At 44.6% G+C, this 2,139-nt stretch carries 4 protein-coding genes; 2 read left to right on the top strand and 2 right to left on the bottom strand.

What is annotated here, in order from left to right:
• Window positions 1-53: 53 nt before the first annotated feature.
• The gene (locus DCH402_RS11280; RefSeq protein WP_040001166.1) at window positions 54-278 is read left to right on the top strand and encodes a SymE family type I addiction module toxin; all 225 of its coding nucleotides are present in this window, start codon (window positions 54-56) and stop codon (window positions 276-278) included.
• Window positions 279-332: 54 nt separating this feature from the next.
• Window positions 333-872, top strand: a complete 540-nt coding sequence (locus tag DCH402_RS21340; protein WP_071604703.1) for an RNA 2'-phosphotransferase — start codon at window positions 333-335, stop codon at window positions 870-872.
• Here the strand turns inward: DCH402_RS21340 and DCH402_RS11275 are convergent.
• Together DCH402_RS11275 and DCH402_RS22885 are read right to left on the bottom strand one after the other, a co-directional pair.
• Window positions 865-1,293 carry a hypothetical protein gene (locus DCH402_RS11275; RefSeq protein WP_040001165.1) on the bottom strand — a complete coding sequence of 143 codons (429 nt, stop codon included), beginning with the start codon at window positions 1,291-1,293 and terminating at the stop codon, window positions 865-867. The two genes, DCH402_RS21340 and DCH402_RS11275, sit on opposite strands and share 8 nt — an antisense overlap.
• On the bottom strand, window positions 1,293-2,139 hold an 847-nt coding region (locus DCH402_RS22885; protein ID WP_200864849.1), incomplete at its 5' end, for a hypothetical protein. The genes DCH402_RS11275 and DCH402_RS22885, both read right to left, overlap by 1 nt.

The following is a 2,139-nucleotide window of genomic DNA, read 5'->3' as shown; positions in this document are numbered from 1 at the left end:
GGCGGCTACCTGTCCCAACCGCTCACCACAGGCAACTAAACGAGGTAGTTACTATGGCTGGACGCGATTCTAAGGCAGAACCCCGCGCAACTGAAGTAAAAGAACCCCAACGGCATTACACCGTCGGCTACGCCCCCAACGGCATGAAGGGCAACCCGCCGCCGCAACTCACCCTCAAGGGCCGCTGGTTGGAAGACCTCGGTTTTAACACCGGCCAGCCCGTTATCGTCACCGTCGAGCGCGGGCGGCTGGTGATTGAGGCGGAGATTAGGATCTGACCGGTAAAAATAACGATCCCGGCGCGGGGCCGGGATTTACTTGAGATCATTATCATGAGCAAAAAAAACACAGATATCAGTAAGTTTTTAAGTTACATATTACGCCATCAACCTGAAGCCATAGGTTTATCTTTGGACAAAGAGGGATGGGCCATTATAAGCGATCTTATCCTTTGTGCCGTTAAAGAAGGCTATACACTCGATAATAGTCTTATTCATAGTATCGTGGATAATAGTGATAAAAAACGCTTTACGATTTCAGATGATGGATTACGTATCCGGGCAGCTCAAGGACATTCATCGCAACAGGTAAATATAATGTATGAAGAAAAAACCCCTCCTGAGTTTTTATATCATGGAACTGCAACACGATTCCTAATATCAATTCGCGCTCAGGGATTACATGCAAAAGATCGACAATATGTCCATCTATCTGGCGATGAAGAGACAGCAATTCAAGTTGGAAGTCGGCATGGAAAACCGATTGTACTAAAAATAAAAGCCCTGACTATGCATGAACAGGGCTTTAAATTTTTTCAGGCTGATAATGGCGTTTGGTTAACCAAATCTGTTCCACCATCTGCATTTATTTAGGTGGAATAATACATTCAGCACCTAAAGTCACGTTATTGGCAAAAATTTCCATCTGAATATTCTCAGAAAGAAAAACTATTTTATAGTGTTTTATCTGTCTAAAACCGCCAAAATGACTATTCCAAGCAAGAGCAACCTCAGAATCAGGGTATTCAACCAAAGAACCTAGCAATGGAGCCTCAGCGCTTTTACCATAATCTATATTAAGTATTGATACTCCTGGGAATGTAGTACGATGAAAGGCACACACCATATCAAATCGTAACTCTCGACAATATATAGTCTGATTATTATCTTCTGCATCGTATTCAATTTTAATAACAAAATCCAAACCTTTTGATTCAACAGATACAGAGTTCTCCCCATATGATGGCAACCACTCATAAGGGTCTAAAATAGAGATTTCAGTTCCTGACTTCATTATTTTCTCCCACGGGGAATATCTGAACTACCAGTTTCTGGAAGTTTGTTTCTCATTAATTGATCAGCTGCAAGATCATTGTAGGTCTTTCCATCCATTCCCGGTACGTTCACATTCGTTTGGTTTGTTCCATACCAGTCAGATTTAGGTATTCCTGCGCGATCTAATGCTACAGATGTTCGTGTATTAAGGATTAATTTTGTGCCATTCATTTCAACATAATCAACAGAGAGTTGGCTCGGTTTGATAAGACCGCTACGAATTGCATTGGCTAAATCATCTACGTTATTGACTGGTTGGCCCGCCATTTGACTATATTTAGCCACCCCTTCAGCGCTAAAGGTTTCATTGGCTCTAATTTTTGACTGAGCGAAATTAGCGTTTGCTACAGAACCTTTTTCAGATACACCCCTTGTGCCGGCTATTTCACTAGCAGGCTCCGCAGTCTGCCCTGGCTTAGGCAAACTCCCTGTACCTAATGCCCCGTACACAGCATCAGTCAGACCATCTGCGGCTGTCTTCGTCAGTGCTGATTCCAGCCAGCCACACTTTCCTCCACACTGATCGATAATGTCAGCATACCAGTTCGCACTGTTTTCGTAGCTGCGTCCCGCCAGTGCATCCTGTACGCCAAGCTGCGCGTAGGTTTTTCCGTCCGTCTCTATCTGGCTGCGCATTGCTGCAACACAGGCGCTATCTCCTGCATCCCAGCAGGACTTCAGCTTCTGGATATTCTCCGCCGACTCCTTCGCCATGTCCTTACGCACACCCTGCTCGCAGGATGGTTCACCGTTACACGCTTTCAGTTTTTCAGCGAATGCAACCGGTCTTCCTTTGTTCAGGAAG

It is taken from the genome of Dickeya chrysanthemi NCPPB 402 (assembly GCF_000406105.1).
GTDB classification, from domain to species: Bacteria; Pseudomonadota; Gammaproteobacteria; order Enterobacterales; family Enterobacteriaceae; genus Dickeya; species Dickeya chrysanthemi.
The sequence above is the reverse complement of the archived record's forward strand: the minus strand, read 5'-3'. Positions and strand labels throughout refer to the sequence as shown.